Annotated in this window: 27 protein-coding genes; 9 read left to right on the top strand and 18 right to left on the bottom strand. The window is 60.0% G+C overall.

Annotated elements, in window-relative coordinates; translation table 11 throughout:
• Window positions 1-190: 190 nt before the first annotated feature.
• The 4 genes from SYN60AY4M2_RS03920 to SYN60AY4M2_RS03905 all read right to left on the bottom strand — a co-directional run bounded on the left by SYN60AY4M2_RS03920 (window position 191) and on the right by SYN60AY4M2_RS03905 (window position 3,086).
• Window positions 191-1,084: a hypothetical protein gene (locus SYN60AY4M2_RS03920; protein ID WP_240527716.1), complete on the bottom strand. Its 894-nt coding sequence runs from the start codon at window positions 1,082-1,084 to the stop codon at window positions 191-193.
• Window positions 1,075-1,677 carry a J domain-containing protein gene (locus tag SYN60AY4M2_RS03915; protein ID WP_011429744.1) on the bottom strand — a complete coding sequence of 201 codons (603 nt, stop codon included), beginning with the start codon at window positions 1,675-1,677 and terminating at the stop codon, window positions 1,075-1,077. The genes SYN60AY4M2_RS03920 and SYN60AY4M2_RS03915 overlap by 10 nt, the downstream gene beginning before the upstream one ends.
• Before the next feature lie 325 nt (window positions 1,678-2,002).
• Complete coding sequence (locus SYN60AY4M2_RS03910; protein WP_041438164.1) at window positions 2,003-2,341, bottom strand: hypothetical protein; 339 nt, start codon at window positions 2,339-2,341, stop codon at window positions 2,003-2,005.
• The gene (locus SYN60AY4M2_RS03905; RefSeq protein WP_011429746.1) at window positions 2,334-3,086 is read right to left on the bottom strand and encodes a DUF561 domain-containing protein; all 753 of its coding nucleotides are present in this window, start codon (window positions 3,084-3,086) and stop codon (window positions 2,334-2,336) included. The genes SYN60AY4M2_RS03910 and SYN60AY4M2_RS03905 overlap by 8 nt, the downstream gene beginning before the upstream one ends.
• Before the next feature lie 172 nt (window positions 3,087-3,258).
• Between SYN60AY4M2_RS03905 and speB the strand changes: the two genes are divergently transcribed.
• The 4 genes from speB (at window position 3,259) to proC (ending at window position 6,986) form a co-directional block, all read left to right on the top strand.
• Window positions 3,259-4,164, top strand: a complete 906-nt coding sequence (gene speB, locus SYN60AY4M2_RS03900) for an agmatinase (protein WP_011429747.1) — start codon at window positions 3,259-3,261, stop codon at window positions 4,162-4,164.
• Between the two features lie 147 nt (window positions 4,165-4,311).
• Window positions 4,312-5,034, top strand: a complete 723-nt coding sequence (locus SYN60AY4M2_RS03895; RefSeq protein WP_206336810.1) for a YggS family pyridoxal phosphate-dependent enzyme — start codon at window positions 4,312-4,314, stop codon at window positions 5,032-5,034.
• Window positions 5,035-5,607: 573 nt separating this feature from the next.
• On the top strand, window positions 5,608-6,177 hold the full coding sequence (locus tag SYN60AY4M2_RS03890; protein WP_011429749.1) for a cell division protein SepF: 570 nt from the start codon (window positions 5,608-5,610) through the stop codon (window positions 6,175-6,177).
• A gap of 5 nt (window positions 6,178-6,182) precedes the next feature.
• A complete protein-coding gene (gene proC / locus SYN60AY4M2_RS03885; protein WP_099812331.1) occupies window positions 6,183-6,986 on the top strand; it encodes a pyrroline-5-carboxylate reductase in 804 nt (267 codons plus the stop codon).
• On the opposite strand, the gene SYN60AY4M2_RS03880 is transcribed toward proC, so the two are convergent.
• The 3 genes from SYN60AY4M2_RS03880 to SYN60AY4M2_RS03870 all read right to left on the bottom strand — a co-directional run bounded on the left by SYN60AY4M2_RS03880 (window position 6,972) and on the right by SYN60AY4M2_RS03870 (window position 10,225).
• Entirely contained in the window at window positions 6,972-8,186 is a 1,215-nt protein-coding gene (locus tag SYN60AY4M2_RS03880; protein ID WP_011429751.1) for an NAD(P)/FAD-dependent oxidoreductase, read from the bottom strand. The genes proC and SYN60AY4M2_RS03880 overlap by 15 nt on opposite strands.
• Before the next feature lie 49 nt (window positions 8,187-8,235).
• Complete coding sequence (locus SYN60AY4M2_RS03875) at window positions 8,236-9,486, bottom strand: MFS transporter (RefSeq protein WP_011429752.1); 1,251 nt, start codon at window positions 9,484-9,486, stop codon at window positions 8,236-8,238.
• A 445-nt stretch (window positions 9,487-9,931) separates the two neighbouring features.
• A complete protein-coding gene (locus SYN60AY4M2_RS03870; protein ID WP_011429755.1) occupies window positions 9,932-10,225 on the bottom strand; it encodes a hypothetical protein in 294 nt (97 codons plus the stop codon).
• Window positions 10,226-10,427: 202 nt separating this feature from the next.
• On the opposite strand from SYN60AY4M2_RS03870, the gene SYN60AY4M2_RS03865 reads away from it, so the two are divergent.
• From SYN60AY4M2_RS03865 to SYN60AY4M2_RS03850, 4 genes are all read left to right on the top strand, one after another.
• Window positions 10,428-10,670 (top strand): Ycf34 family protein, encoded by a 243-nt coding sequence (locus SYN60AY4M2_RS03865; RefSeq protein ID WP_099812330.1) that lies wholly within the window; start codon window positions 10,428-10,430, stop codon window positions 10,668-10,670.
• 121 nt (window positions 10,671-10,791) lie between these two features.
• The gene (gene hemF, locus SYN60AY4M2_RS03860) at window positions 10,792-11,805 is read left to right on the top strand and encodes an oxygen-dependent coproporphyrinogen oxidase (protein ID WP_099813229.1); all 1,014 of its coding nucleotides are present in this window, start codon (window positions 10,792-10,794) and stop codon (window positions 11,803-11,805) included.
• 31 nt (window positions 11,806-11,836) lie between these two features.
• Window positions 11,837-12,532 carry an alpha/beta fold hydrolase gene (locus SYN60AY4M2_RS03855; RefSeq protein WP_099812329.1) on the top strand — a complete coding sequence of 232 codons (696 nt, stop codon included), beginning with the start codon at window positions 11,837-11,839 and terminating at the stop codon, window positions 12,530-12,532.
• A gap of 93 nt (window positions 12,533-12,625) precedes the next feature.
• The gene (locus SYN60AY4M2_RS03850) at window positions 12,626-14,104 is read left to right on the top strand and encodes a hypothetical protein (RefSeq protein ID WP_099812328.1); all 1,479 of its coding nucleotides are present in this window, start codon (window positions 12,626-12,628) and stop codon (window positions 14,102-14,104) included.
• Here the strand turns inward: SYN60AY4M2_RS03850 and SYN60AY4M2_RS03845 are convergent.
• From SYN60AY4M2_RS03845 to cas10, 11 genes are all read right to left on the bottom strand, one after another.
• A complete protein-coding gene (locus tag SYN60AY4M2_RS03845; protein ID WP_099812327.1) occupies window positions 14,101-14,997 on the bottom strand; it encodes a putative CRISPR-associated protein in 897 nt (298 codons plus the stop codon). The two genes, SYN60AY4M2_RS03850 and SYN60AY4M2_RS03845, sit on opposite strands and share 4 nt — an antisense overlap.
• A gap of 53 nt (window positions 14,998-15,050) precedes the next feature.
• Window positions 15,051-15,767, bottom strand: a complete 717-nt coding sequence (locus SYN60AY4M2_RS03840) for a hypothetical protein (protein ID WP_099812326.1) — start codon at window positions 15,765-15,767, stop codon at window positions 15,051-15,053.
• Window positions 15,768-15,777: 10 nt separating this feature from the next.
• Window positions 15,778-16,830, bottom strand: a complete 1,053-nt coding sequence (locus tag SYN60AY4M2_RS03835; protein WP_099812325.1) for an RAMP superfamily CRISPR-associated protein — start codon at window positions 16,828-16,830, stop codon at window positions 15,778-15,780.
• On the bottom strand, window positions 16,827-17,285 hold the full coding sequence (locus tag SYN60AY4M2_RS03830) for a hypothetical protein (protein ID WP_099812324.1): 459 nt from the start codon (window positions 17,283-17,285) through the stop codon (window positions 16,827-16,829). The genes SYN60AY4M2_RS03835 and SYN60AY4M2_RS03830 overlap by 4 nt, the downstream gene beginning before the upstream one ends.
• Window positions 17,282-18,262 carry an RAMP superfamily CRISPR-associated protein gene (locus tag SYN60AY4M2_RS03825; RefSeq protein WP_099812323.1) on the bottom strand — a complete coding sequence of 327 codons (981 nt, stop codon included), beginning with the start codon at window positions 18,260-18,262 and terminating at the stop codon, window positions 17,282-17,284. The genes SYN60AY4M2_RS03830 and SYN60AY4M2_RS03825 overlap by 4 nt, the downstream gene beginning before the upstream one ends.
• Window positions 18,263-18,428: 166 nt before the next feature.
• Window positions 18,429-19,280 (bottom strand): CRISPR-associated RAMP protein Csx7, encoded by an 852-nt coding sequence (csx7, locus tag SYN60AY4M2_RS03820; protein WP_011432239.1) that lies wholly within the window; start codon window positions 19,278-19,280, stop codon window positions 18,429-18,431.
• 19 nt (window positions 19,281-19,299) lie between these two features.
• Window positions 19,300-19,947 (bottom strand): hypothetical protein, encoded by a 648-nt coding sequence (locus SYN60AY4M2_RS03815; protein ID WP_099812322.1) that lies wholly within the window; start codon window positions 19,945-19,947, stop codon window positions 19,300-19,302.
• Window positions 19,948-19,950: 3 nt separating this feature from the next.
• Window positions 19,951-20,397 (bottom strand): hypothetical protein, encoded by a 447-nt coding sequence (locus SYN60AY4M2_RS03810; RefSeq protein ID WP_099812321.1) that lies wholly within the window; start codon window positions 20,395-20,397, stop codon window positions 19,951-19,953.
• Window positions 20,394-21,617, bottom strand: a complete 1,224-nt coding sequence (gene csx10, locus SYN60AY4M2_RS03805) for a CRISPR-associated RAMP protein Csx10 (RefSeq protein ID WP_099812320.1) — start codon at window positions 21,615-21,617, stop codon at window positions 20,394-20,396. The genes SYN60AY4M2_RS03810 and csx10 overlap by 4 nt, the downstream gene beginning before the upstream one ends.
• Complete coding sequence (locus tag SYN60AY4M2_RS03800) at window positions 21,617-22,330, bottom strand: RAMP superfamily CRISPR-associated protein (protein ID WP_099812319.1); 714 nt, start codon at window positions 22,328-22,330, stop codon at window positions 21,617-21,619. Before SYN60AY4M2_RS03800 ends, csx10 begins: the two co-directional genes overlap by 1 nt.
• Window positions 22,330-24,630 carry a type III-B CRISPR-associated protein Cas10/Cmr2 gene (gene cas10, locus SYN60AY4M2_RS03795; protein WP_240527715.1) on the bottom strand — a complete coding sequence of 767 codons (2,301 nt, stop codon included), beginning with the start codon at window positions 24,628-24,630 and terminating at the stop codon, window positions 22,330-22,332. The genes SYN60AY4M2_RS03800 and cas10 overlap by 1 nt, the downstream gene beginning before the upstream one ends.
• Window positions 24,631-25,054: 424 nt before the next feature.
• Here cas10 and cas6 point away from each other — a divergent pair, with 424 nt between their 5' ends.
• Entirely contained in the window at window positions 25,055-26,206 is a 1,152-nt protein-coding gene (cas6, locus tag SYN60AY4M2_RS03790) for a CRISPR-associated endoribonuclease Cas6 (RefSeq protein WP_099812318.1), read from the top strand.
• Window positions 26,207-26,607 lie beyond the last annotated feature (401 nt).

The following is a 26,607-nucleotide window of genomic DNA, read 5'->3' as shown; positions in this document are numbered from 1 at the left end:
GCTAAATCTTGAGTTTGTTGGTACTGACGCACCCAGCGGTGTACTGTTCTTTTGGTAACCATGAAGCGTTTAGCTACCTGGCGGATGGAGGTGTTACCTGCCTGGTAGGCTGCTACAACTCTTTGCCGCAAATCCAAAGAATGAGTCGGCATTCCTTTCTCTCCTTCCTCTTGAATACCTGTACTCTATTTTAAATTAAAAGGCTGTACTTAATGAAGTCATCAATTGTACATGGCTTGCTGAAACCTCCCATCCACTGATGAAAGTGGCAATGCACTTCGTCGGCTATGGTAATCAGGTTGGAGAGATTCGCTGCAAGCTTTGGATAGTGCGCTTCAGAGTAGAGATGATGAACCGTTAGGCTACTGGCTGCTTTTCGAGTAACTCTACAAAGATTTTTATCCCTTTTTCTTGCAAGATCTTTTGCCCTTTCTATCTCTCTTTGTCGATCCTGGATTTTCTTGACGATTACCTGAATTTGAGGTTCAATGCGTTCGCTAACATATTGACACCAGTCTTTTCTGTGGTTTTGCTTGAGAACCTCTCCCATAACCTTGGCAAGCTCATAGATACCTTGCAAAGAGAGGTAAACAGTGTCATCATTACCAAAACGTGTGTAATGAACGTCTTTGATTAACTTACTTTGCTTCGATGCAAGCTCAAGCGCCTTCTTAAGGTAGTCAGTTCGAGTTCTAAAGATCATCACAACATCTCGACGAGATAGCCAAAACTGATCTTGTCTTTTGACCAGAGAGGAGCTGTTTTGAAGGATCCTGTAATCTACCAGAGCTTTCTGCTTCTTGCGATGCTCTTCCTTGAACCAATTCCTAATGCTTGTACCTGTAGAGGATTTGCAACCTTGCTCTGATCGAGACCTTAAAAAGGATAAAATGGCATAAGCGCCGGACCGCGTGTATTCCCTTAGCCCAGAACTTTTGTTGATAACACGATAGTCTTTACCTTCCACCAGTTTCCATGCATCATCGGGGATACTGTCAAAGTAAGCTTCAATCTCTCTGAGTTCCTCAAGGCTGATACCCAAGAAGTTGGCGAGCTTGTTTGAGGAAACATAGACTATAGCCATTGCTCAAACTTCTCCGTAAGGCTTTTGTAGAAAAGAGTCAATCGCTGGAAAATTTTGTCATCTCCCGTCGGAGAATCGGGATGGTAAATCTTGCTCAGGCGATAAAAAGCAGCTTTGATGTCTTCATCGGTAGCTCGATCAGGGTCAAGCCCAAAAACCCGCCAAGGCAAGTCGTACTTGAAGATGTTGATCCCATTGATGCAGCCATACCCCTCTTCTCCCTCTTCGTTGGGAAGGATCCCGATGTGCTGACGATAAATGCGCTCCAAATCATCTATGTTGGATAAGTTCAGCTTGCCCATACCACTGGTTGCCAGTCTGAAGCTGGCTGATTTTCTCAGCTCGGCTGCGTTTTTAACGCCAAAGTGGTTGTAAATGGCTTTCTGCAGCTCTTTGACAGACAGCCGGGGCGGTGGCTGTAGCTGCCTGACTACAAACCGGGCAAAATTCTCTAGGAGCTCCTTAGAAATGCCATAAGTATCCGAAAGACGCTGGATTTCTGCGGCAATCGCCACCTGCGGGTCGGGCCCAGCTCCTTCTTTTGAGGTTGTCCTGGTTGTTTTGGTTTTTGTGCTGGTGGCTTTTCTGGGCACGGTTTCTCCTCAAATCACCAATGCCAAGTGCAAACCTGCACAAAACTCACAGGCTGCCTGTGAACTTATCTGCACGATGAAGCAGAGAATTTCAAATTAGTGAAACAATGTTGTCGGTAACCGTAAAACCCTGCATCACATAGGATGCACCCTGGCGATGCCCAGTTGGATAGATTGGTGTGGGGAGCGAATCCGCACGGGGGATCCCCTGGGCAAATTGCGCCCACATCCGGCCGTTAGAGCACCCTTCCTCTGGAGCGCGCTTACTCTAGCTTGTTTTTCGGATACTTGTCAACCCAAGGTCTGGGGCAGCCTTTGTTTTCCTTCAGCTTTTGGGGATCAGCCGCTTGGGACAGGCAGCACGGATGTGGGATTCGCTCAGGTCGGGCATGAGGGCCAGGGCCCGTTGAGCATCGATTTGCGCTTCGCACACCGCCTCCAGCACCTGTTCGGCCAGAAGGGAAAGGGGCATATCGGCGGTTTGCTCAGGATCGGTATCCTCTCTAATTTGTCGAACTCCCACCGGCGGGGGAGGCAACACCAGCGGTGCCGCCTGCGGCGGCAAGGTGGTGGAGGTACCCACCTCCAACTGCGCTTCGGCCAGAGCCACACCGCGCCCTGCCACCCCACCGGGAAAAGGACTCTCCCATCCAATGTCAAACAAGCGCCGACACCCGTGATTCAGACAAAGCTTCCCTCAGCGCCCGCACCTGGGCCACCATGGCCACTTCATCCTGGAGGCGACTGACAGCTCTGCCCACCCCCACTCCTGAAGCACCGGCAGCGATGGCTAAGGGCACCGTCACCGCTGAGAGGCCAGAGGCGCAGATGACCGGCAGCGAGACCACCCGGCTAATCTCATAGGCGGCAGCCAGGGTGGGGGCAGCCTTCTCGATTAGGCCCAGGGATCCGCCGTGACGGGGCTCAGCGCTGGTGCCGCCCTCGGTTTGGATGAGATCGGCCCCCAGATCCTCCAGTTTCTCTGCCAATTCCGCCTGCTGATCCAAAGGCAGCGTATGGGGAACGGTAACCGACAGGAGAGTGCGCGGCAGCAGGGAGCGGGTTTGGCGAGTGAGATCTAGAACTTCCGCAGCGGAGAAGATGCGGCCCGAAGGGTAGAAGCTGTCGTAATTGCCGATCTCGGCCATGTCGGCCCCCGCCTGCACGGCAGCAGCCAATTGCTGCGGGTCCACCGCCGACACGCAGATGGGCAGCTCGATCTGGGCTCGCACCTGCTGCACCAATTCGGGACTGGCGGCGATATCCACCCAAGTGGCTCCTCCCTCCTGGGCGGCGCGGGTGACTTTCAGCACCGACTGCAGGTCGAAGTTTTGCAGGCCGCTGATGATCTTGAGGGCACGGCGCCGGGCAAGGGCGTCGAAAAGGGCAGCTTGAGAGGCTGTGGTCATAGGCTTGTCAGCTTGTGGAAACGGGACACAGGAGGAGTGCAAGCAAATCGGCTGTGGAAACCTTTGCTCAGTCTAGAGGGTTTGCTGCCATCCTACAAGGGATCCATCCCAATCCTTTCGGACTATCGCAAGATCTTTCAATAAAATAGGGATCCCTTCTTGTGCTCTTGCCATGTACCGCTCTCCTTTCCCCTTCCTGGGCCTGCCTGAGCCGGATCCGGAGATGGCCCAAGCCATTCTGTTGCCCATCCCCTACGAGGCCACCACCTCCTACGGCAAAGGCACCGCCAAAGGCCCCCAAGCACTCCTGGAGGCTTCGGCGTACGTGGAGATCTACGACGAGGTGAGAGACTGCCAGCCGGCTTTCCACCCCAACTTTGCCGCAGAGATCTCCCGCTACTGGACGGCGCCGCCAGTGGAGTTCGAGGGGCTGGACACTCATGAGCTGGCCATGGCCGCAATCCAGCGCCGCGCCGCCGAGTGGGTGAGGCCGGGGCGGTTTTTGCTCTCCATCGGCGGGGAGCACTCCATCACTGGCCCCTTGGTTGCCGCCCACCTGCCCCACTACCCAGAGCTGCACGTGCTGCAGATCGATGCCCACTGCGACCTGAGAGACAGCTACGAGGGATCCCGCTATTCCCACGCTTCCGCCATGGCCCGTGTGGTGGAGCAAGTGGGCGGTCGCCTCACCCAGGTGGGGATCCGCTCCATCTGCGCCGAAGACCGCCAGGCCATTCGCAAGCACCGCTTGCACACCTTCTTCGCCCACAGCCTGCACCACAAGCCCGCCCAGGAGTGGATCCCCGAGGTGATCGCCACGCTGGGATCCCAGGTGTACCTGACGGTGGATGTGGACGGGCTGGATCCTGCTGTTGTGCCGGCCACCGGCACCCCCGAACCGGGTGGACTGGGCTGGTGGGAGACGGTGGAACTGATCCGGGCACTGGGGCAGCAGCGGCAAATCATCGGCGCCGATGTGGTGGAGCTGGCGGTCACCGGGGAACGGGAAACCGATCGCCGCAGCGCCTTCACCGTCGCCAAGCTGGCCTATCAGATCCTGGCGGCGGCCTTGGGCTAAGCTCCAGAAGAACTGGGCTATGGCCGGGTTCCCCCTGTTTCCACCTGGCCGCTGGAGCACCGGCTCCAATCTCGAAGCATCCAGACAAAATGAGGACTGGACTCTCTCTGCCGAGATCTTCTGCTAGCTTCCCAGGTGGCCCCAGCCATGTCTCCGCCTTCTTCCAGCTCCCTTGAACCGTCGCCGCCCCCCGTCGACGAAGAGCTCATCCACAGCCGCATTCAGGCCATCCGCGCCCAGATCCCAGAGCATGTGGAAATCATGGCGGTGAGCAAGGGTTACAGCGTCAACCACATCCGCGCCGCCTATCGGGCCGGGATCCGCCATTTTGGGGAGAGTCGAGTGCAAGAGGCAGCCGCCAAACAGGCGCAACTGCAGGATCTGACCGATATTGTCTGGCACTTGATCGGGCACCTGCAGACCAACAAAGTCAAACCGGCCCTCAGACAATTTGCCTGGATTGACAGCGTCGATAGCCTGCGCCTGGCCAAGCTGATCAACCAAAAAGCCTGGGAGCTGCACCTCACCCCCAAGCTCTGTCTGCAGGTGAAATTGGCCCCGGATCCCCATAAATTTGGCTGGCTCATCCCCGATCTGTTGCAAAGCCTGCCGCAACTGAATCAACTGCTGCAGGTGCAAATTGTGGGCCTGATGACCATTTTGCCTTTGGGCTTGAGCTCAGAGGCAGCCCTGGAGCTGTTTCGCAAGCTGGCCGAGCTGGCCGATCACATCCAGCGCAGCGGCTACGAGCATCTGCAGTTGCACACCCTCTCCATGGGCATGTCCGACGATTACCCCCTGGCGGTGGCAGCAGGCTCTAACTTGATCCGGCTGGGGCGCGCTTTGTTTGCCGATGCCGAACGGAAATAGATAGATGGAGTCTCTATGAAGCCGTTAAATTGTGATTAAATTTTGTGTAAAGCCGTCCAACTCCGGAGCTGCCCTGCAAGGCACGCTCAGGGCTGGAGTTCGGCCTGGATCGGGCAAAAACAGGGGAATCCTGCCTAAAATTTCCCTCGCAGGGCAAATTTTAGGTAAGTTTGTAATCATTGGCGTCACCTCTGTTAACACGTGTTCAAGCCGGACGAGGAGCAGAGTTGACTCTGGCCAGAGCAATGGCCGGACAAGTGGGATGACATCTTTACTTCTTCTGGGTAAACTCGACTCGTCGAGTCCATGGGTTTTGTTAACCTGCGTTGGCAGCTTCTTGAGCAAACCCTGTCTCGGCCTTTTGAAAAACTTTAACTAAAAATATGAGGCTGGAGATGCCCTTTGGCTGGAGTGGGCTACTCAAGATCCCATCAGGAGCCTGAATCCTGCGCTTGCCGCAAACCATGACCTGTAGTGAGGATGTGGACGATGAACGTCAATGGAATCTGGAGCAGGGTAAGAGATTTTGTGGGCCTAAATGATCCCGTGGACAGCCTGGAGGAGTACCCTGAGATGGAAGGGCAGGAGGATTACCAACTGCTCTACGAGGGACGCCGTTCTCAACCGGCTCCCGAAGAGCAGGAAGCCAGTGCCCTTCCACGCGGACGCCGACAGCGGGGAGTGGAAGCCGGGGAAGGGTCTGTCGGTCGAGAAGAGGCGCGGGGCCATCGGCGCAGTCAACATCGGGATCGCCTAGGGGGGGGCAGTATGGGGAGCAACGTGATTGGATTACCGGGCGTCAACCCACCCACTAGCGAAGTGGTGGTGCTGGAGCCGCGCAGCTTTGACGAGATGGCACAAGTCATCCAGTACCTGCGGGAGCGCAAGACGGTGATCATGAACTTGACCCTGATGGATCCCGCCGAGGCGCAGCGATCTGTGGATTTTGTTGCCGGCGGCACCTACGCCATCGATGGCCACCAAGAGCGCATTGGCGAAAACATTTTTTTGTTCACCCCCAGCACGGTGACGGTCTCTACTCCAAGCAGCCAAGGGATGCCGCCGCTGCAGCGCCCTCTGCAAAGCCCCACCCCTCTCTGGCCCAGCGGCTATGAACATTTGCAGGCGGTGGGGCAGCACTAGCCGGCATGGAGCGACCGCTGCTGAGTGTAATCGGGGGTGGAGCCATGGGATCCGCCCTGCTGCGGCGTTGGGTGGCCGCGGGAGTTTATCCTGCAGCTCAGGTGGCTTTGCGGGAGCCCGACCCGGACAAGGCCAATACCCTACAGCAGGAGCTGGGCATTCGGCTGTTGGCGGATCTTGCCCAAGCAGGAGAGTCTGAGATTTTATTTTTGGCCGTCAAGCCCCAGGTTTTCCCGCAGGTGGTGGCAGAGATGGGCCAGCCGTCCGCCACGCAGTTGGTGATCTCGATTATGGCCGGGATCCCATTGCAGCAGTTGCAGCAGGCTTTTCCCCAGCAAAAGGTGGTGCGCACCATGCCCAACACGCCGGCGCTGGTGGGGGCGGGCATAACGGCCATCAGCTACGGGCCGGGGGTGACGCCCGCCCAGGTAGAGCAGGTGGAGAAGCTATTTCGCGCCGTGGGCCAGGTGGTGACGGTGCCGGAGAGCCAGATGGACGCGGTGACGGCCCTTTCGGGGTCGGGGCCAGGGTATTTGGCGGTGATCCTGGAGGCGCTGATCGACAGCGGGGTAGGGGTGGGGTTGCCGCGCTCCATCGCCACTCAGTTGGCGGTGCAGACCTTGGCGGGCACTGCCGCCCTTATGCAGCAAGAGAACCTTCACCCCGCCCTCCTCAAGGATCAGGTTACCAGCCCAGGGGGAACGACCATTGCCGGGATCCAAGCCCTAGAACAGGCGGGGGTGCGGGGGGCCTTGATGCGGGCGGTGCAGGCAGCCTACGAGCGCTCCCGTCAGCTACAGGGATCCTAGCGCCTGCCACAGCGGGCGGGCGATCCAGTTCCATCCCACCTTGAGCTGGTGCTCCAGGGTAGGGAGGCGCACCAGGTAGGCAGCTCGTCGGGCCAAATAGCCCAAGGGGCCGCTTAGGGTGAGGCCAGCGAGGGTGGAGACTACCGCCGCATCCACTCCCAAGCTCAGCATCTCCCCCAGAGAGAAGTAACGGAACGGCAGCAGGGGCCGCTCCTGCGTGAGCAGAGCCCACAGGTTCCAAGCACAATAGCCGGCCTGCTGAAAAGCCGCTTGGGCAGTGGCGGGCACCGGCTGGCCACTGGCATCCAGCACCGCCGCCGCATCTCCCAACGCGAAGATCTCTGGGAAGGTGGGAGTTTGCAGGGTGGGCAAAACCTGCAGCCGTCCCCGCTCAGTTTTGGGCAGATCCAAGTTGGCAATCACCGCTGCCGGTCGGGTTCCGACGGTCCACAGCACGCCATCCACAAGATCCGTGGCCATCTCTTGGGCCGCCAGCCGCTGCAGTTGCAGGCGGAAGGGAGGGGCGCCGTTCTCGCCCAGGGCCTCGATGCCCAAGACCTTGGTTTGCAACTCCACCTGCACCCGCCGTTGGGCCAGCGCCGCCTGGGCCGCCTCCCGGCTGGAGGGGGCAAACCCCGACAAAATCTGGGATCCCAGCTCAATAAGACGGATCCGGCCGCGCGATCCCAGCCGGTCAGCCAATTTGCAGGCTAGCTCTACGCCGCTGGCCCCCGCCCCCACAATAGCCAGGTGGATCGCCTGAGCCGGATCCCGGGCTTCTAGAGTTTGCAGGTGGGCCCGCAGCCGCTGGGCATCGGCCAGGGTGCGGAAGGGAAAGGCCAACTCTGTTGCTCCTGGCACGCCCTGCAGGGGAGTTTCCCCTCCCAGGGCCAGCACCAAGGCGTCGTACTCCAAGGTCTGCCCTTCTGCTAAAAAGACGCGGTGGTCTTGGAGGTCAACCGACTGCACCGCGCCGCGGCGAAACTCTACCCCCTCCGGCAGCAGATCCTGAAAACGGGGGGCCACCTCCCACTCTTCCATCTCACCAGTGAGCAGCTCGTAGAGCAAAGGAGCAAAGACAAAGCGCTCCTGACGATCTACCAGGGTAATCTGGGGCGGCTCCGGCCAAGGTCGGCAGATAAGCTCCAGGGCTGTGTACAGCCCGCCAAAGCCGCCCCCAAGGATGCAAATACGACGCATGTTCAGAAAGCTGAAGGTAACATTAGCTTAACAAGCTGCCCATCTCCTCCTAGAGCTTGCTGGCCAGGGGAGCAGCCTCCTTGGCGCGAAGGGGCAGAAGGCCATCCAAAACGTTAAGGATCCCCCAGACAAGACTAACGCTGGCCACCCAAAACAACCACAGCCCGCCTGCCCACGCTGGCGGCAGATCCAGAGCCACTCCCCCAATTAGCGGCCCAAGGGCAAAGCCTGCTGCCCAACAGAGGGAGTTGACCGACAGATACACCCCCCGCAGATGATCCGGGGCCAAATCTGCCACCAGCGCCGAAGCGGAGGGATTGTAGCTCACCAAGGCCAACGAGAGCACTGCCAAGGCCAAGGCCGCCATCCCTATAGCCGGCATCGCTCCCAACTGGGCCGCCAGGCCGCTGAGCCAAACCAAACCAAATCCCAGCCCCCACATCAGTGCGGATCCCCGGAGGGCGCGGACACGCGTCCAGCGATTGAGCCAACGAGCTGCCGGCATCTGCAGCAGGGCAACGAGGGCGCCGTGCAGAGCAAACAACGTGCCAATCTGTACCTCAGGCATCCCAGCCCCCTTGCGCAAGTAAAGGGGCAAGCTGCTGCTGAGTTGGGCAATGTAGGTGGTGAAGAAAATGTTGGCCGCGGCAAACACCAATAGGGGGCGATCCCTCAGGGCGGCTTTCCAGCCTGCGAACTCTGCCGCCGACGGAGCTACCCGAGTTTCCCGAATGCAAAGCCAGAGCAGGGCTAAAAAAATCAAGTACGTGAGGCCGTCGATAATAAACAAGAGGCGGTAGTTCTTCGTCAGAGCCACCAGGGCGCTGGCCATGGCCACGCCGAGGCTCAGGCCCAAGTTATCCCCCAGGCGGTTTAGGGCATAGGCTTCGTTGCGCTGCTCGCGCGGGGTTAGATCCGCTACTATTGCTTCCGCCGGCGGCCAATAGAGGCCCTGCCCAAACCCCGCCACCAGGTTGGCCAAGGCAAAGCTCCAGAAGCCACGGGAAAGGGCAAAGCCGAAGGATCCCAGCGCGGAAATGGCCAGCGAGAGGATCAAGGTGGAGCGGCGGCCCCAAGCTCCGTCTGCCATCGAACCTCCGAGGATGCGGCCAAATACGCCAGTAAAGGCCATCAAGCCCAGGCCCAAACCCACCTGGGTAGCTGTCAGCCCCACCTGATTGACGAAAAAGAGGCTGGCGTAGAACAGGGTAAAGCCGGTTCCGGTTTGGGAGAGCAGCCGACCGATAAAGATTAGCCAAACCTGAAAACTTAGCTTTGGCCACCAGGACGGGATCCGCATAGGGGATGCAACGGGAGATAGGTTAGCTAGCTTACGGGATCCCGGTCGCTGACGCCAGATCCACTTCAGCGGGCGGAAAACTGAGGGGGAGCCAGCGGCTCACCCTCCAAAGATCCGGCGGAAACTGCAATTAACTCCCCAAGTTGAGGTATTCGCTCAACAGCCGCGCCAGCCGGTACACTCGGTAGTCGAGCTGGGCCAAGCTATTTTCCATTGCCTTCATCACCCTTGCACACACCTTTTCCTACGCTTTCCTGCAGCCCTTCCTTGAGCCAACCCCGGCTGTTTCCTTGAGCTAGGAAGCGCAAAGGCAAAGGGGCCAGCCAGCAGGGCTGCTAGCCCCGATTATAGACAAAATTTGACAAAGCTTAAACAAGTATTAAGGAGAAAGTGCCCCTGTCCCGCGCCCCCAGGGATCCCTGGGGCCGCCAGGTTCAGATGGCTGCTAGCTGACGGTCACCGGCGACTCGGCTGCCGCAGCGCGCTCTTCCTCTTCTTCCGGTGGAACAGCCACAAACTCGATGTGGTTGAGCAGCGTCGTCACGAAGGCAAAGAGCAGAAAAGGCAGGGAGATGACCAAGATCAGCGCGATGGTGAGAAAGGCGTAGAGGGGGCTATTCATCAAAGAGAGGGCGGCACCCAGGCCGGCAAAAATCACGATTAGCCAAACGATGATCTGGCCGTAGATATCCCCAAAGGAGAGGGTGCAGGTAAAGCGGTAGCGGGTGTGGGTGTTCATGGCAATTTCTCGGGATAGCCTGGTTGACTCGATCCTGACTAGGAACCAAACCTTAGCCTCATGGGTGGATATTTTAGACGAGAGAAGGGGAGATGCCTCTCTTTCCTAAGAAATGCCTCAGGAGTCGGTTGAGCAAGCCGGATCCCCCGCCTCTGAGAATGCTATCGTCGAGGTCACAGACTCTTTCGGGTAGGCAGCAGCCATGTGCATTTGTATTCACTGCTACTATGTGGATCGTTGCACCACCTATCACGCTGTGGAAGCGCAGCACCAGCAGCCCCACCTCACCCTGACGCCAGATTTTGAGCCGCAAGGACCCCAGATCAACGTCAACATCCGCAACGGCGGCACCGAGATGGAGTGGGATGTGGTGGCCTGCCAGAGCTTTCGCGAGGAGCGGAACAAGTGGGCTCGGCTTCGCCCCCAGGACGTCGTTCCCACTTAAAATCCTAGGAGTGGCCTAGATCGCCGAAAAAGGGTTCTCCGCGCCTGCGGGGCTTGAGCCTTGGGTCTGCCCTTAGCAGGGGGAGGTTGTTCTGTCCGTTTCAAGAGATGGAAAGACGATGATGCTGACCGCAAGCCCGACAGCGCCGCCAACAGATGCCCGTCAACGAGTAAGCCAGTTTATGCGGCACCTCCAGGACGAGATCTGCGCTCGCCTAGAAGCACTGGACGGCAAAGCCAAGTTTCGGGAAGACAGTTGGGAGCGTCCCGGAGGAGGGGGTGGACGCTCGCGGGTTATCCAGCAGGGAGGGGTGTTCGAGCAAGGAGGGGTCAATTTTTCCGAGGTGTTTGGATCCCAGCTGCCCCCTTCGATTTGCAAACAGCGCCCAGAGGCAGCAGGGCATCCTTTCTACGCCACCGGCACCTCGATGGTGTTGCACCCCCGCAACCCCTACGTGCCGACGGTTCACCTCAACTACCGCTATTTTGAGGCGGGGCCGGTTTGGTGGTTTGGCGGCGGCATGGATCTCACCCCCTACTACCTGTTTGAGGAGGATGCGGCCCATTTTCACCGCACTGCCAAGGCGGCCTGCGACCGGCTGGATCCGGCCTACTACCCGGCTTTCAAGATCTGGTGCGACCGCTACTTCTTCTTGCCCCATCGGGGCGAGGCCCGCGGCGTGGGCGGCATTTTCTTTGACTATCAAGACGACCGGCCTGGGCTGCTCTACCGTCCTGAGGGCGAGGCAGAAGCGGATCCCGAGCAGCTCGCCGCTGAGCCGCCGCCCCTCCAGGTGCGGGTGGGATCCCGCAGTTGGGAACACCTCTTTGAGCTGGTGCAAGCCTGTGCCGAGGCGTTCTTGCCCGCCTATGTGCCGATTGTAGAGCGGCGGCAGGGGATGGAATGGGGGGAGCGGGAACGCCAGTTCCAGCTCTACCGGCGCGGCCGCTATGTGGAGTTCAACCTAGTCTACGACCGGGGCACGGTCTTTGGTCTCCAGACCCAAGGCCGTACCGAGTCGATCCTGATGTCGCTGCCGCCCTTGGTGCGCTGGGAATACGGCTACGAGCCACCGCCCGATAGCTGGGAAGCTAAGCTCTACGAAGTGCTGCGCCAGCCTCGGGATTGGGTCTAGGCGGCATTGGTCTCGATTTCTGAGGATTGCAGTGTCTTCCCCGCTGCCCCTTGCCTACCGCTTTCAACCCCCCCGCCACGCCGGGCCCGGCAAGGCGCCGGTGTTGGTGATGCTGCACGGGATCGGCAGTCATGAGGGGGATCTCCTCCAGTTGGCCCCTTACTTGGATCCCCGCTTGGCGGTGATTAGCCTAAAGGCGCCGCTTCCCTGGGGGGCAGGTGGCTTTGCCTGGTTTGAAATGGCCTGGACGCCGGAAGGGCTGGTGGGGGATCCCGAGCAAGCCCGCCGCAGCCGGGAGCTTTTAAGCTGCTTTCTGGATCAGGCTTTGTCCCAGGGAATGGCCGACATTTCCTTGGATCCGGCCCAGGTCTATTTGCTGGGGTTTAGCCAAGGGGCAATCATGAGCTTATATCTGGCTCTAACCCAGCCTGAGAAGCTAGCCGGCGTGGTGGCAATAAGCGGTCGTCTTTCGCCAGAGATCCTGGCCGAGGCGGTAGAGCCAGCCCGGATGCAGCATCTGAAGATCCTGGTGGTTCACGGCACTGCCGATACCGTTTTACCGGTGGCCTTTGGCCGCCAGATCCGCGACTACTTTGCCTTGCTGCCCCTGAGCTTTACTTATCGCGAGTACGCAATGGGCCACGAGGTTTCCCCAGAAAGTTTGCGGGATATCCAAGGGTGGTTGCAAAGTCAGTTGGACCAAAACTGCGACCCTCCTCGGAGTTGAACCCTAGGCAAGGTCTGGGAGCTGTTGCCTCCTGGCGCCCGAAGGCAAATACAATAGCGGCAAAGTTCTTGCCCCCTCTCCCTAAGGGTCTCAGTGAACGGCGGCCAGCCTCCCTACGACATTCTCATCCTCTCCAACGGCCCCGGCGAGCTGCTCACCTGGGTGCGGCCAGTTGTCCTCGAGTTGCGCCAGCAACTGCCCCAGGCCCGTCTTTCCCTGGTCCTCTCTCCTTGTCCGCACGCTTCTGGGCAAGAGATGAAGATAGCGGAGGAATTTATCCAGGTCGATCGGGTTCAGGATCCCGATTTTTTTCTAGCTTTTTTGCTCACTGGCCAAACCGAAGAAGCTTGGGACTGGGCCAAACGGGGGGTGGTGCTGTTTCTGGGGGGGGATCAGTTTTTTGCTGTCTGGATTGCCCGTCGTCTCGGCTACCGCGTGGTGGTGTATGCCGAGCATCGGCCCCGCTGGCGACCCTGGGTAGACGTTTTTGCGGTGCGGACGGAGGAGATCAAACGTCGCTACGACGGGGGACGCCTCCTGGGCCACCGCTGGGCTGCCAAGATGCACGTGGTCGGGGATCTGATGGCCGATGGCGTGGCCAGTGCTGTCTACTTGCCGGGGATACCTCTTCCCGGCTGGCTCAGCAGCCGCTCCCTTCCCCCGCCGACTCCTAGCGCTGCTCCCAAATCGACGGCAGGCTTTTCCACCCTCCTCCAGCCCCTCCCCGATCCCATCGAGGAGCTGGGATCGCTGCGAACGGCACCGGAAAAGGTGGAACCCACCTCTGCCGACGAAGCCTTGCTGCCGCGCGGCTGGCAACGTCTTGGCGATAGCATCCGCACCCACTACCAGGTGGGGCTGCTCCCCGGCTCCAAGCCGGCCAAGCTCTCCTTGGGGGTGCCGCTGGTGCTGGCGGTGGCCGATGAATTGCGCCAGCTGTTGCCCAACGTCCGCTTTGTGATCCCGGTGGCTCCTGGACAGACCCCACAATCCCTGGCGGCCTATGCCCATCCCCGGCTTAACCCCGATATGGCCATCATCTACGGCACCTCCGCCACCCTGGAGCAAACCAATCTTGGATCCCACTTCGTCACCCCCTTTGGCACCGCGGTACAGCTGTGGACCCGTTTCCCTGCCTATTCGGTGCTGGCCAACTGCGACCTCTGCCTAACCACAGTTGGGGCCAACACCGCCGAGCTGGCCTACTTAGGGGTGCCGATGGTGGTGGCGATCCCCACCAACAAGCTAGAAGCTATGCGCGCCTGGGACGGGATCCCTGGCCTGTTGGCCCGCTTGCCTGGCCTGGGCACCTGGCTAGCCCGCCTCATCAACAGAATTGCCCTGCAGTGGTTGGGCCACCTGGCTTGGCCAAACATCTGGGCCGGACACGAGGTGGTGCCGGAGCTGCGAAGCCATTTGCGCCCAGCCCAGGTGGCCGAACAGATGCGAGCCCTGTTGGTTAATCCCGAGCGGCGTCAGCAGATGCAGAGGGAATTGCAACGTCTGGGGGGCAGTCCGGGTGCGGCCCAGGCCATCGTACAACTCGTGGCCCAGCAGTTGAGCAAAAGCTAAAGGAGACGGCCAAGGCGCTCCCGCAACTCGGCGGCAGCCTGCTCCAGGTGGTCGGGGGTATAGCCGGTGGTCTCCACCCGAACCGCAAGATGGGTGTCCTGGCTCTCGTGGAGATGAACCCACAAAATGTGGCGACCATCTTCGGTTCTGCGGTTGGCGGCTTTGACGCCGTTTTTGGGGGCAGCGTAGGCGTTTGAGTCGTAGCGAACCAGATCTACCCAGGGAAGGTCGCGCAGGAGCTTTTCCACCTTGACCCAACTGCGAGGACGGTGATGGCTGCTGTCGCTCCGCAATTGGATGACCTGGGAGCGATCTCGACCGGAATCGGGGAGAGCCGCCCGCGGGATCCGCGGCTGGACTTGCGGCTGTAAGTAAGGTAAATACACCAGAGATTTATATTGCTCGTGGATGTAGCAGACCGGGATCCCCAATTGGCTGCCCACCACAGCCATGATCATGGCTTGGGCTTTGAACCCACCGGTGGCGGCAAAGGTGACGATCCCCTTGGCGCTTTCCGCCAACTGGCGCAACAGCTCGGCCATCCGCTCCAGGGAGGATCCCTCTAGCTCGTAGTTAACGCCGGGGAGGGGCACCAGCGAAACCTGTTGTTGGCCCAGCGCTTCTTCAAAAAAGAGCTGCAAAATCTGGGCACACTCCAGTCCTTCAGAGGTTTCGGAGTAAAGCAAAATCAAGGCATCCTGGGGAGTGGGATCCAGCCGGTAGTAGGTATTGGTTTCGGCGCTGATTAGTTCCAAATCTGTCTTTTTCATCCAGGCCAAGGCCCGTTCCGGATCCCCGATGGTTTTTTGGCCGACCCAAGGGCGTTGTGGTTGCAGGTTTTTGTCCGGGTTGGTGAGCAAAGAGGTGCCCACCGTCATGATGATGGTCTGCATGAGTTATCCCCTAACTTTCTCGCAGTTTTTAAGGGCTCCATCCCCTCTCGCAATCAGAGCAGCCTTACTCTGCGAACTCTGCCATCTTCCCTTAAGTCGAGTACCTCTACCTCCACTTCTTGCCCCACCGTCAGGGATCCGGCCCGTTTCGGCTCTTTTTGGGTGAGCTTGATATTCGTATTCACGATTTGGAAGGTAACTTCGTTGCCCTTGATATTCGTGATGCTGGCCTTGAGGTGTTGCCCAATTTTGAAGCGGGCCTTGGTAGAAGCTGCTGCATTTTCAACTTGGGGCTGAGCCTGCTTTTGTTCAGGTTGCTCTTTGGGCCGCAGTGCCTCTGGCTGGGGCTTGGCCTCGCCGCCGCGGGAATGGGTCGGACGACCGCCATTGGGATCGGGAGGGGACGGGATCTCGCCGATCGGCACTCCCCCATCTTTGTAGTAGCGGGCCAGGCGGGCGGCCCAGCCCAGGATCTGCAGCATCTCAGCCGGCCTATCCTGCAGAGATTGCAAGTACTTTTTACAGGTTTGGTCGATGAGCCGGTAGTAGCGTGGGGTTTCGTTGCTGCGGTGGAGGCCAGTTTCTCGCACCAGCTCGCCGGTGAATCGGAAAAAGCGGGATCCCGCGTCGGGGTGGTGGGCGACCGAGCGCAGATAGGCGATGCACTTGCTCAACTCGTCGACATCCACCCTTTCTTTGGCCAAGGTCATGGCGATGCCGTGGGCGAGATCCCAAGATTGGGGGCTGAGATCGACAGAGTCTGACAGCATAGGGGAACCCTCAATACACGCCGGGGGGCGGCTCGCGCAGAGCAGTGGGACTTAGGATGGCGGCCAATCGCTTGAGCTGTTCGGGCAAGATGTAGCCCTGGGCAGCTTGGATCTGCTTTTGCACAAAGGCTTTGAGGGCTTCTCCTTCTAGGGTATCGGCTTGTGGGGGATCGTAGCGGCTGTAGCGATCTTTTAGGTTGCCGGGCCGCTCGATCTTGTCGAGGGTGACCTGCAGGGATCCCAGGCCCACGGGCTTACCGCCCCCCACCTTCAGCAGCATGGGATGGTTGGGATCCTGCCCCAAAACCGTGAGCAAGGTGCCCAGCTCGGCAGGGGTGAGGTTTTTGAAGTGGATTTGGGTTTTGAAAACCGTGTTTTGCATCGCTTGCTGGGTGGGTGTTCCCCTTGAACTGCCCTGCAAAGCTTTTTTGTGGGTGTAGTAGAACTTGCGTCCAATGACTTTGCCGTTTTCCTTTTTAAAGTAAGCTTTGCACTGATCCGGGCGAGGACGGTACAGCGGGGGCAGGGATCCGACACCCGATCCGGTGCCGGTGGTAATGGCATCCCTGAACTCCACCAATCCCTGCCAGTTGAGGGCGCCAAAAACGCGGCTGGCAGGACATAGCCGCTCCTTCTGGCGGCAGGGCTGCCGCTCTGGTGGGATCCGATCTTTGTAGCGGCTGGTGATCACTGCAAGGGTGCTGTTGGTGATCGCCTCGTACATGGCCCGGATGGCCCCCTTGAGGGAGCTGCCCTGGATCTTGAGCCGCCCGTCGGGGGTGGTGGTCATGGTTTTGAGCACCGGGATCCCGTTGACGCCGACGTCGCTGCCCAAGGCCAGGTGGCCGGTGGAAATGTGGAGGGCGGTCTGCACCGTCAGGGTGAGAAAGAGGGTGCCGTGCAACTTGTCGGGATGGAACTTGGCGTGGCCGGCGGGATGCTCCAGCTTGGGAGGCTGTTGGGGAAAGGGGATCAGCTCGTAGGGTTTGCGAGCGACGGCTGGCTCACCTCTGCCCCGAGCTGGGTTGCCGGCGGGCAAGGGTCGGGGGCCTTGGGGAGTCATCTTGACCTCGGGATGAGAGCAACAAAGTGAACGCGGGCGGTGCGTCCATCGCGAAAGTAGCGCTGGCCCAGCTTGAGATGCCTCGGATAGCTAAGACCTTGGGGAAAGCGGGTTTCCAGGCTTTGGGATCCGTACAGGTCGGCCTCGCGATCCTCCCACTGCCACTCCCCGGCCAGCGGCACAAAGAAGTCGGGAGGAGGTTGGATCCCCAGATACAGCAGATCCCAGCCGCGGGGGGTGCTTTTCCAGCGCAACTCCCGTTGTTGGCAGAAAACCTGCCCCTCTTGACAGACCAGATCTGGTGGGATCCCCGCCTGAATGCCGCTGACGCGGTGGGGCCAGCGCAGAAAGGAGTAGGTTTTTTCAGAAGTGGAAAAACAAGCCGAGAGCACTTGGGAAAGCGAGGACTCTGCCCCATCTTGAATCTTGAGGGAGGTGACGTAGGCTGGTTTCATACGGCTTTGGCCTCCGCTTGCAGGAGTTTGGCCCAACTGTTTACGGCGGTGGCGAGCAGATGTTCCACCTTGGCCTCAGACGTCTGATCCCAGGTCAGCCGCGCTCCAAATCCCAAAGGCATTGGCTCCGCTCCCACCGGCACCGCTTGGCAATCGGGTTTGGGGAAGCCGTATTTGCCTGCCTCTTCGGGGGTTAAAAATTCGCCCGCCCCCAACAGGGATCCCTGTGGCCAGGTCAGGGGGGATCCCAGCAGTCGAATCTGCTTGTTTGCCTCATCCACCAGGCAGCCCGGATAGTCCACCGTCGCCCACTCGTACTCCACCCGAACGCGGCCCATGCCGCGGGACTTGGCAAAGCCGATGCCAAACCAGCCTTCATCCAGATCCCGCAACGCCAGTCCCAGCAGACCCAGTTGGGCCAGGGTAAAGTTTTTCAGGTGGATCTTGGTTTGAAAGGATCCCTCTACGCACACTTGATAGCTGAACGGCCCCAGCCCCACCGCCACTGAGCCGAAGACGCGGTCGATGGCCACCCCATTACGTTCCTCCAGGCGCAGAGGGGTTCCCGGCTTGGGATAGGCATCTTCGATGCGGACCCGGCTGGCGATGGCTGTGTTGCCGAACATCTGATCCGTAAAGGAAGAAAGGGCGTAAACCTGGTGGGGCTCTTCAATTTTTTCCAGCCATTGATTGGCCTTTTGGTCGAGGGGATCGCTGGCCCAGAGTTTGAAGCCTCCCCCCTCAGGACGTCTGTCGCTGCCCACCGTTCGGACGATGCGCTCCGCATGGGCGCGAATTGCCCCTTTGAGGGAGCTGCCGGGAAAATAGACCGTTCGCCCGCCGCCGTGATAGGTTTCGACGAACTCCATATCCGGCTTCGTCGGGTCAGCCCCTTCTTTGCCCGCCTTGATGAGAACAGGGCCATCGGGCTTGAGGGTGAGGCAGAGGGTGCAATGGTTAACGTAGCGTTTGTGCATAGCCTGGGATCCTTCACACCAGAACAGGAGCTTTTGGTTGAGGGGCTTGGGGCGGCAAGCAGTCTGTCCAGTTTGTCAACCGATAGGGGTGGAAAACGCTGACCGTATCGCCAACCGTTGTAGAGTCCATGAAGACCATCGGGATCCCTCCTGACATGAAATAGGGCTAGCGGCGGGGGCCGACCGATTGCCGTTGAGAGGCCGTTGTTAATTTGGCAACCAGGGCTTCCACCCAGTCTTGGCGCAAAGCGGCAGCCTGCTCCGGGCTGAGCGGCTGTCGGGATCCGGCCACCAGCTCTTGAAGGTAGGCCAGCAGCCGTCTTGGATCCCCTTCCGAGTCGAACCAATAGATTGCCGAGATCTGCAGGCGGACAACCCCCAAGCCACGGGAGCGCCCCCCTCCCAGGGGGATCTGTTCCGTTTCCAATTGGTGCAGGCCAATGGCCAAGAGGCCCAGTTCCCATTCCTCGGCATTTTCGACGACGGCATGAAACCGGAAGGGGGTGCTGGCAGGCACCACTTGCAAGTCGTACAGCTTGCCATCTGCCGCCGTTTCCGTATCCCGATCGATGGCCACGCCATCCCGCTCTTGGTACTGGCCAAACCAGGCTTCCGGCACCACGGGCAAATCTCGGATCTGCACCTTGCCGGCCAACCAAGGGGATCCAAACACCTGCGAGACCCAGTCGGTGGCCTCAATGAGCTTTTGAGTCAGAGCCGCATCGTCCCCTTTGTAGTCATTTTTAATTTGGTTGATGATCTGAAATTGCTCGCTGCTGGTCAATTCGCCGGGATCCCTGGCCAGCTCTGGGTTGATGCCCCGCAAGAAACTTTCCAGGCGAGAGCGCATCGCCCCCTTCAAACTGGAGCCGGGAATGAGCGGACGGCCCAGCGCGTCCTTGAGAACCGGCAAATCGGAGCCGATGGGCTCGGTGGAGCGGCCCACCCCGATGTGCAGGGCGGTCACGGTGGTGAGCGTGCCGGTGATCTCCAAGCGGTTTTTGAAAACGTCGAACATCGTTCCCTCAAATGGCTGCTCAAGTTAAGGCTTGTACTGCAGAGGTTTGCCATTCCCGAAGCGAGACGGAGCCCTTAACAAAACTCAAGAGGATCCCTAGGATCTGAGCAATTTCTGAGATAAAGTACTCCCTGTCATCGATAAAGAGTTGGTCACTCTCGAGTTTTGCAAATCGCCAGTTGGTTCCTGAGGTTACTGCTCCATAGACACTGTCTACTTGAGAATTGGAGTTCTTGTTAAAGACCTGTGCCCCCACCATACCGGCAACGCACTGGCCCAGACCCCCGATCAAGTCTTCTTTTTTGGCCTCAACGATAATCACCACCGGATCTTGAATGTAGAGTTGGAGAGGGGATAGGCAAATGATGTAGTCGCATAGGCCCACCAACCCCCTCTCGGGATCCACGTTGAATTCCTTGCCGGAAAACAGCGAGATTTGATCCCGACATAGGTACTTCACCTCTCCCAGCACAGGGGCGATGATAAACTCGGAGCGGGCTTTTTCGCTGTTGACCGAGGTGGCCAAGCCGAGATAGCGATCTAGGGTTATTTTCAAGTAATCGGAGCACTCAGTCGGTGGAACCTCTGCAAACAGGCCATGGATGATTCTTGACCTGAGCTGAAAGGTCGAAATGGCTCTCTCAAGGGTAAAACTGCTGTAGGTCACGGTCTAGGATCCTCCTCCCTCTCGCTTGTACTTGAGGTAGCGGGCCCCATAGCCCAGGTAGCGCCGAATCAAGTCAATTTTGATCTCGTTGACTTTGGGGGATGCTCTTTCAATTCCGGCTTCCCTGGCGATGGCTATAGCCCTTTGATGAATCCAGTTGTCGATGTCTTTGATGATGGCTTCTGCCAAAGAGTCTTTGCCCCGCCCCCACTTGTCACCGCGCCCCATCTGGTAGCGCAAGAAGTTCTTGATTACCTCTGAGCTTTCGGTGGAAGCTGCCACATGCAACAAGTTGCGGTACTGGGCCTCTTCCAATTTGCTCAGACCTTTAAAGTTATCCAAGGCGGTTTGGATTCTGGCAACCAGCTCATCTTCGGCCAGCCGAATGTGCCGCTGGATCTCAAGTTCCTGTTTTTGCTCCAGTTTGCTCTCGCTGGTGGCGAAGGTCATAGCGGGTTCTCCCAGAAATGATGATGGAACAGACTACAGACCTCAATTTGGCCAAATCCCTCCGCGGTTCGCTCGCCGATGCCCCAGTATTCCATCTCCGCCAAAATCGGGATCCAGCGCTCCAGTTGCGTGGTGCTCAGCAGAAAGACGCTGCCCTGCGTGGTTACCAATTCTACATCTTTGAACAGACCCCAGGCGGCGTTCCAGCCGGAAACATAGGCGTAGCTGCTACAGGCCAGCTCCAAGACCAGGGATCCGTCCTCGCAGTTGGCCTCCTCCTGGAGCATCGGCGGCGTGAGCACCGTGGTGCGTTGCCAGCGCTCCTTGAGGATGGCCCCCGACTGCAGCCCGATGGAGAAGTACTGCCGCTCCGGCGGCAAGGGCTGCCAGGGATCCCCAAACACCTGCCATTGTTGCCAGCGCTGCCGCAGCTTTTGGTTAAAGGCTGTCACCCGCTCAGCCAGGGAGGGCTTCGGGGCCCTCAGGTGTCGAGCGGCAAGGCTGACCCGGCCCAGCCCCCGCGACACCCCCCCTCCCAAGGACAAGCGGCGGGCGTGGGTGTTGAGGTAGCCGGCGAGGGCTGCCGCCAGCTCGCGATCCTGCAGATAGATGTGGCCGCTGAAGAGGGAAGGCTGCAAGCTCCCATCTCGCCCGGCCCGGCCCTCGTTGATCACCTCCAGGCTGTAGAGGATCTGGTCGGCGGCGGTGGCGCGGCGGCGGTTGATCCCCACCCGCGTGAGCAGGCGCTTGGACACGGCCACCCTTCGGTAGCGGGATCCCTCCTCCTGGCTGTAAAAGCCGCCGAAGGGCTCCACCCTGCCCCCGGAGCCATCCGGCTCTGCCGGATCAAAGGGGATCCCCAGCCGCTGCGAGCAGAAGCGATCCAGCAGTGTGTCGAACACCCCCGTTTTGCCCGCCTCTGAGCGGAAGCCGGGGTTGTTTTTGGAGCTAAAGGCCGTGGCCGGCAAAACCCGGCTGCCGGATCCCGGATAAGCATGGGTAAACACCGCCGCACGGGCCTCCGTGAACAGGGCGGCCAGATCTCCTGTCAGGGCCTCGCCGGGGCGGTGCCGGCTTTGGCGGAGCAGGAGGTCGGCCAAGGCCCCCCGGATCACGCTGCCGGGAATGAAGTCCTGGGCCTCGCTGATGGAGCCGCCCGGCTTTTGCCGACCGATGGCCAGGGGAGACTCGGCAGTGAGCGTGAGTTCAATGGCCTCCATCAGCTCCCTCCTCCGGCCAAAAAGGCCCAATCTGCGTCATTCGGCTGCAGGGCAGCTAGAGACTGGGGATCCCAGTGCAACCAACCCAAGCCTGCAGATTTGCTGCCTCCCAGCGCCCCAATGTGGTGCAGGGCCACCCGCAGCAGGGCCTTGCCCCAGGGAGGGCAGTCGGGCAAAAGCTGCAGGGATCCGGAGAAGATCAGCTCGGCTGCCGGCGAGGTCTCGATGAGGTAGAGCCGCTGATCCTCGGCGGTGCGGCGGCGGCGGTTGAGGGTGACTCCTGGGCGGAGGGTCGCTTCCAGCGCTGCCGGCGGCACCTCACAGACGAGATCCGCCACCCACAGGCGGGAAGGCAGGGCCGGATTGCCGAAGATCTGGCAGACCAGGCAATGGGATCCGGCGTAGCCCTCCACCTGGTATTCGGGGCGGTCGAAGTGGCCGTCGATCCCCTCCCGCTTGGGACACATGCGCTCCGGGTCGGGGGAGCGGCAAATGGCCCAGCCGAGGCCGCGGGCCAGCTTTTCGCACTCGTGGCGCAGCCTTCCCTTCAACTGGGAGCCGGGGATGAGCAGCCTGCCGTAGGCATCCTTGAGCAGGGGCTTGTCCGCCAGGGAGCCGCTGGAGCCGCCGGATCCCACCGCCAGAGCCGAGGCGAGGGTGGCCTTCAAAGGGATAGAGGTGCTCGTTTGGGGCAGCTCTGCCAGCCGAACCATCACTTCACCTCCACAGGAACGGGCCGGCCCTCGGCCTGGGGCTGTTTTTGGACAAAAGCGTACAGATCCACCAGATCCCGCCAGATGGTCTCGTAGGTGGGTTCCCCCTCCGCCGCCACGTACATCCAGGGGGGAAGGTGGCCGTCGTTGGTTTTGGCCTTGCACCAGGTGCGTTCAAAGGCCTCGATCAGCGGCTGCCCTTTTTGGCCCAGCCGGGTGCGGAAGTAGAGGTAGTTGAGGGTGGCGGTGCGCTTGCCTTTTTCCAAAAAGCCGCGGATTTGGTAGAGCTGGGAGCGGGGAAAATCCGCCGCCTGCAAAGCTTGCACCGTTCTCAGCAGCCCACGGATCTCCGGGACGGTGTAGGGGCCGGCGTAGAGCTTGAGGAGGTGGCCGTTCTGGCGATTCTCCAGGGCCTGCTGGCGAAAATCCTGGATGCTGGAGGCGATCAAAGTCACCGATTTCAAAGAGAGAAAGTCGATGGTGGCCACCGAAAAGTCTTGATCGCGGGGCTTCAGCTTTTTGGCGCGGCTTTTGGCAGATTTCAACAGTTGTTCGGTCAGCCTTTCGGCATAGTAGATGGGGGTGTCTTCCGAGGCAAACAGCACGCCTGCCGAGGTGGAGAGCCGACAGAGCTGGTCTGGGCTGTCGGCCGGGTAGCGGTGCGGCACCTGGCCGAGGGAGCGGGCGGCGTAGGTGGCCGATTTGGCCAGCAGGATCTGCTCGAACTGCTCACAAAAGGTGGCGGCAATGTCCAGGGCCTTGTGGGCTGGCACCACCATCAGCACATCGTCCCCGCCGATGGTCAGGATCTCGAAGGGGTGGATCCACTCGCCGTTGCGGTCTCTGCCGCTTTCCGGATCCGGCGGCAGGCCCCGCAGCCGGTGCGCCTGCAGGTGCTGGGCAAGGGCGCGGTAAACGGCTTGTTCCGTGGCCTCGGAAACGTCGCGGCTAAATTGCCGGTAGGCCTCTGGGGTTTGGATCTGCTGCACGTAGCCGCCCATGTTGTTGCCGTCGGCGTAGAGGTAGGCCACAAAGCCCTGGCTGGCGTTGGCCACTTCCCGCAGCGATTGCGCCTCGCCGATCCCCTGGCCGGATCCCGCGCAGGGCTGCAAATAGCGCTCCCGGTAGGGCTCGCCGGCGGGAGAGTCGAGGAAGCGGGCAAATCGCGTTACCCAGCTTTCCACAAAGCCGGGATCCCAGGCGGGGAATTTGCGGAACCACCCCTGCTGGCCTGTCTCCAGGCGCTTGGCCTGGCGGCCCACCAGCGCTTTGCGGGCTGTGGCCTCCGATAGCCAGGGCTGACCTGGCAGGTCGGCTTTGGCCAGGGCCGGGCGGCGGTCGGTGCTGTCGCGGCGCAGGTAGGGGTGGGTTTCAAAACAGGCGGGATGGGCGCGGCTGGGACGACCGGGATCCGGATTGCCGTTGCGGCGGTGCTGGAAGCGGGCAGCCAGGTGGCCCACCAGCTCGTTGAAACTTTTGCGGGCCTGGAAGCTGGCTTCGCTGCAATCTCCAAAGTAGGCCCTCACCAGAGGGTGGGCCTGGTGTTGGGCCAGCCAGTCCAGCCAGGGGGTGCGCTCGATGGGATCCCGCAGCAGGCCGTAGCGCAGCTCCAGCAGCCGAAAGGCGGATCCCACGGCACAGGCGTTGGCGGTGAGGGTTTCTTCGGTGTAGCGGCGCTCGATGGCCTCGCAGAGGTCGTCCACATAGGCCGCCGGACAGAAGGCCAAGAGGTTGCCGCCGGTGGAGTAGATGAGGAGCTCCGGAATGAGAGCCTGCGCCAAAGCCGGGTAGTGCTGCTGCAGCCAGGGCCGAACCCGCCGGTTCACGTAGGCCTCCAGCTCTGCTTGAGACTCCTTCCCCAAGGCTTTCCACCCCAAGTAGGTTTGCTCGGGATCCCCAAAAAAGGCGGGCAGATCCACCAGGTTAATGCGATCCAACAGGGCCGAGGCGCCGCGAATTTCCGGCAGTTTGGCGGACTCGAAGACGTAGCCCTTGATCTTGGTAGCCCCCCCGTAAACCAAGCCGATGCGGCTGGTCTGCCGCCACAGCTCCGGATAGCGCGATTGCAACTCTGCCAAGGTTTTGGGAAAGGTTGTGGCCGCCACGCTCTCCTGAAATTGGCGCACCTGCGCCCAGAGGGGCTGCAGCGCCTCCGGGATCCCGGCTGCGTCGTCGGTGCGGATGGCTGCGCACATCTGCTGCAGAATCGGCAAGGGAAATTGGGGATCCCGCCCTTCTCCCCAGGCCAGGCACCAGGCCAAGGCGATGGGCACGGGGGAGGCAGAGGAGGTAGCGGTCATGGGCAACACCTGGCAAAAAAGAAGATATAGAACGCAGCTGCTGTGCTGGCGGGCAAATCCGGCCCTGACTTTTGACTGGAGCGATCCTTGAACTTCACAAATCCTTCATCAAAACCAAAGGCGCTTCAAAAAGACGGCGTCGGCAATAGCAGCCACGCGGGCAGAGAATCGCAGCCGACAGAGAGAGGCCATGGCAGTGACTGATGGTTGCATTTTGCAGTTCCAGACTGGGAGACAGTATAGGCCGATTTGGATTCATTGCCAACAGATTCAAGACTTTTTTCGGTTGGCCCAGCCAGCGATTTAAAGGTAAAGCAAATTGGAAGGGATCCCTTCTCAAATCCTCTCAAAGGAAAAGTGGCTCTAGGTTGATTTTGGATAGGGGCTGCTATTGACTGGGGATGAGCAGAAATGGGATGGGCCTATGCTGACCAAGTTGAGTTTTTCAGAGCCACCCGTCGCCGGAGCAGAAAACAGCAAGTGGCCGGCGGGATCCGAGCTGGTGGGGATCGCCCTGGAAGTGCAGGCCCCTCAGCCCTACCTGTTGGATCCCCACTATGCTAAGGGGCTGCACGCCTGGTTTTTGGGCGAGGTGCAGCAGATGGATCCGCAGCTATCTGCCTATTTGCACGACGGAGAATCGGAAAAACCCTTTACCCTCTCCCGGCTGATGGGGCCCTTCCGCGAGCAGGGGGGGCGACTGCTGATCCCGCCCCAGATCCCCTTCCGCTGGTCGATCACCGCCCTCAACCCCCAAGTGGTGGAGTGGCTGCGGGAATGGTGCCGACGGCTGCCCCCCTGGCTGGAGTTGCGCGGATCCCCGCTGCAGATTCTGGGATGGAAGGTCTCAGCCCCCCCGCGCACCTATCGTCAACTGCTGGAGCAGCCCCTTGTCCGTCGCTCCTGGAGCCTCTCTTTCATCTCGCCCACCAGCTTTCGCCACCGGGGCCACCATCTGCCGCTGCCGGTGCCTCGCAACCTGTTCCACAGCTATTTGCGCCGTTGGAACGATTTTTCCGGTCTGCCCATCGAGGTAGAACCTTTTCTGGATTGGGTGGATGGGGAAGTGGTCATCCAGCGGCACCGGCTGGAATCGGTCAAAACCACCGCCGGCCGCCAGGGATCCGTGACGGGCTTCGTTGGCTGTGTACAGTTGGCGGTCTCCACCCGCGCGTCTGAACTGTTGCAGCAGCAGCTCCAGGCCCTGATCCACTTCGCCCCCTACTGCGGCACCGGCCACAAAACCCCCTTTGGGCTAGGGCAAACCCGCCTCGGTTGGCTGGCCGAAGAGCTGCCCGTCACCCCCGTCCTTTGCCGGGAAGAGCAACTGGCCCGGCGCATCGAGGAGCTGAGCGCCCTCTTTCTCAGCCAGCGGCAACGACAAGGGGGATCCCGCGCCGAAAAAACTGCCCAACTGTGGGCGACGATCCTGGCCCGCCGCGAAGGTGGAGAGAGCTTACAACAGATCGCCGCTGATTTGGAGATGCCCTACGAGACGGTGAAGACCTATGCCAAGCTGGCCCGCCGCTCTCTCCAGTCTGGATCCCAGGACTACTCGTCGAGCAGTCTTCCCTAGATGACTTGAGGTACTTTGTTGAGCCTGATACATTCACGCTGAACTCTCCTGAACATGGTTCAGGAAAGAAGCGATCGCATCCTGCCTATCTCTGAGCAGGAAGGCGGTATCCCGCAAAGCCCTGAGGAATACCCCCCGAGCGCTTTCCCCCTTCACTTCCCGGCAACCGTTGCGGTGGACTCAAGGATCAGGGGGAAACTTGGTCTACTATATCCCTCTCAATGACTTTTGCCAAACCGCCTAAAGCTCAGTAAATTCAGCAAAGTTCAGGGTTTTGGGGGTTAGAGGCATGCTCTTGCAGGGAGAAGGTAGAGATCAACCTCACTTCTCTTTGCTCATTACTCGCTTCTCTCTAGTTTCCGTCCCCTTGCGGGGAAAAGGTAGGGATCAACGTAGATTCT

Source organism: Synechococcus sp. 60AY4M2, assembly GCF_002760375.1.
In the GTDB taxonomy this organism is placed as follows: Bacteria; Cyanobacteriota; Cyanobacteriia; order Thermostichales; family Thermostichaceae; genus Thermostichus.
Note: the sequence above shows the minus strand (reverse complement) of the source record. Positions and strands in the feature narration are given on the sequence as shown.

Coding starts and splice junctions, on each gene's coding strand:
- csx7 (WP_011432239.1), bottom strand. CDS start 19,280: ATGTTCGACGTTTTCAAAAACCGCTTGGAGATCACCGGCACGCTCACC.
- SYN60AY4M2_RS03835 (WP_099812325.1), bottom strand. CDS start 16,830: ATGACTCCCCAAGGCCCCCGACCCTTGCCCGCCGGCAACCCAGCTCGG.
- SYN60AY4M2_RS03800 (WP_099812319.1), bottom strand. CDS start 22,330: ATGGTTCGGCTGGCAGAGCTGCCCCAAACGAGCACCTCTATCCCTTTG.
- speB (WP_011429747.1), top strand. CDS start 3,259: ATGTACCGCTCTCCTTTCCCCTTCCTGGGCCTGCCTGAGCCGGATCCG.
- cas10 (WP_240527715.1), bottom strand. CDS start 24,630: ATGACCGCTACCTCCTCTGCCTCCCCCGTGCCCATCGCCTTGGCCTGG.
- SYN60AY4M2_RS03880 (WP_011429751.1), bottom strand. CDS start 8,186: ATGCGTCGTATTTGCATCCTTGGGGGCGGCTTTGGCGGGCTGTACACA.
- proC (WP_099812331.1), top strand. CDS start 6,183: ATGGAGCGACCGCTGCTGAGTGTAATCGGGGGTGGAGCCATGGGATCC.
- hemF (WP_099813229.1), top strand. CDS start 10,792: ATGCTGACCGCAAGCCCGACAGCGCCGCCAACAGATGCCCGTCAACGA.
- SYN60AY4M2_RS03810 (WP_099812321.1), bottom strand. CDS start 20,397: ATGACCTTCGCCACCAGCGAGAGCAAACTGGAGCAAAAACAGGAACTT.
- SYN60AY4M2_RS03890 (WP_011429749.1), top strand. CDS start 5,608: ATGGAAGGGCAGGAGGATTACCAACTGCTCTACGAGGGACGCCGTTCT.
- SYN60AY4M2_RS03840 (WP_099812326.1), bottom strand. CDS start 15,767: ATGCTGTCAGACTCTGTCGATCTCAGCCCCCAATCTTGGGATCTCGCC.
- SYN60AY4M2_RS03865 (WP_099812330.1), top strand. CDS start 10,428: ATGTGCATTTGTATTCACTGCTACTATGTGGATCGTTGCACCACCTAT.
- SYN60AY4M2_RS03905 (WP_011429746.1), bottom strand. CDS start 3,086: ATGACCACAGCCTCTCAAGCTGCCCTTTTCGACGCCCTTGCCCGGCGC.
- csx10 (WP_099812320.1), bottom strand. CDS start 21,617: ATGGAGGCCATTGAACTCACGCTCACTGCCGAGTCTCCCCTGGCCATC.
- SYN60AY4M2_RS03830 (WP_099812324.1), bottom strand. CDS start 17,285: ATGAAACCAGCCTACGTCACCTCCCTCAAGATTCAAGATGGGGCAGAG.
- cas6 (WP_099812318.1), top strand. CDS start 25,055: ATGCTGACCAAGTTGAGTTTTTCAGAGCCACCCGTCGCCGGAGCAGAA.
- SYN60AY4M2_RS03895 (WP_206336810.1), top strand. CDS start 4,312: ATGTCTCCGCCTTCTTCCAGCTCCCTTGAACCGTCGCCGCCCCCCGTC.
- SYN60AY4M2_RS03870 (WP_011429755.1), bottom strand. CDS start 10,225: ATGAACACCCACACCCGCTACCGCTTTACCTGCACCCTCTCCTTTGGG.
- SYN60AY4M2_RS03845 (WP_099812327.1), bottom strand. CDS start 14,997: ATGCAGACCATCATCATGACGGTGGGCACCTCTTTGCTCACCAACCCG.
- SYN60AY4M2_RS03825 (WP_099812323.1), bottom strand. CDS start 18,262: ATGCACAAACGCTACGTTAACCATTGCACCCTCTGCCTCACCCTCAAG.
- SYN60AY4M2_RS03920 (WP_240527716.1), bottom strand. CDS start 1,084: ATGGCTATAGTCTATGTTTCCTCAAACAAGCTCGCCAACTTCTTGGGT.
- SYN60AY4M2_RS03875 (WP_011429752.1), bottom strand. CDS start 9,486: ATGCGGATCCCGTCCTGGTGGCCAAAGCTAAGTTTTCAGGTTTGGCTA.